Annotated in this window: 1 protein-coding gene; it reads left to right on the forward strand. The window is 49.5% G+C overall.

The annotated features are described in order from the left end of the window. On the forward strand, positions 1 to 503 hold a 503-nt coding region (locus tag R8N49_RS30930; protein WP_318190927.1), incomplete at both ends, for a vitamin B12 dependent-methionine synthase activation domain-containing protein.

Here is a 503-nt window from a genome sequence, read left to right on the forward strand (position 1 = left end):
TGCCAATGAGTTGCTTGATCGAGTTGAACGTGAAGGATTGCTTAAGGCTCGCGGGATATGTGGTCTATTCCCAGCGGCAAGCGTGGGTGATGATATTGAAGTGTACACCGATGAGTCGCGTACCGAGGTTGCTAACGTATTGCGCAATCTTCGTCAGCAAACAGAAAAGCCTAAAGGCTTTAACTACTGCTTGTCGGATTACATCGCGCCAAAAGAATCTGGCAAACAGGATTGGGTTGGAGCGTTTGCAGTAACTGGCGGTATCGGTGAGCGTGAGTTGGCCGATGAGTACAAAGCGCAAGGCGATGACTACAACGCCATCATGATTCAAGCGGTGGCGGATCGTTTAGCCGAAGCTTTTGCTGAATACTTGCATGAGCGTGTCAGGAAAGAAATTTGGGGCTATGCAGCAGATGAAAATCTATCGAATGATGAGCTCATCCGTGAAAAGTACCAAGGGATCCGTCCTGCACCGGGTTACCCAGCTTGTCCTGAGCATACAG

It is taken from the genome of Vibrio sp. 1978, from assembly GCF_033344345.1.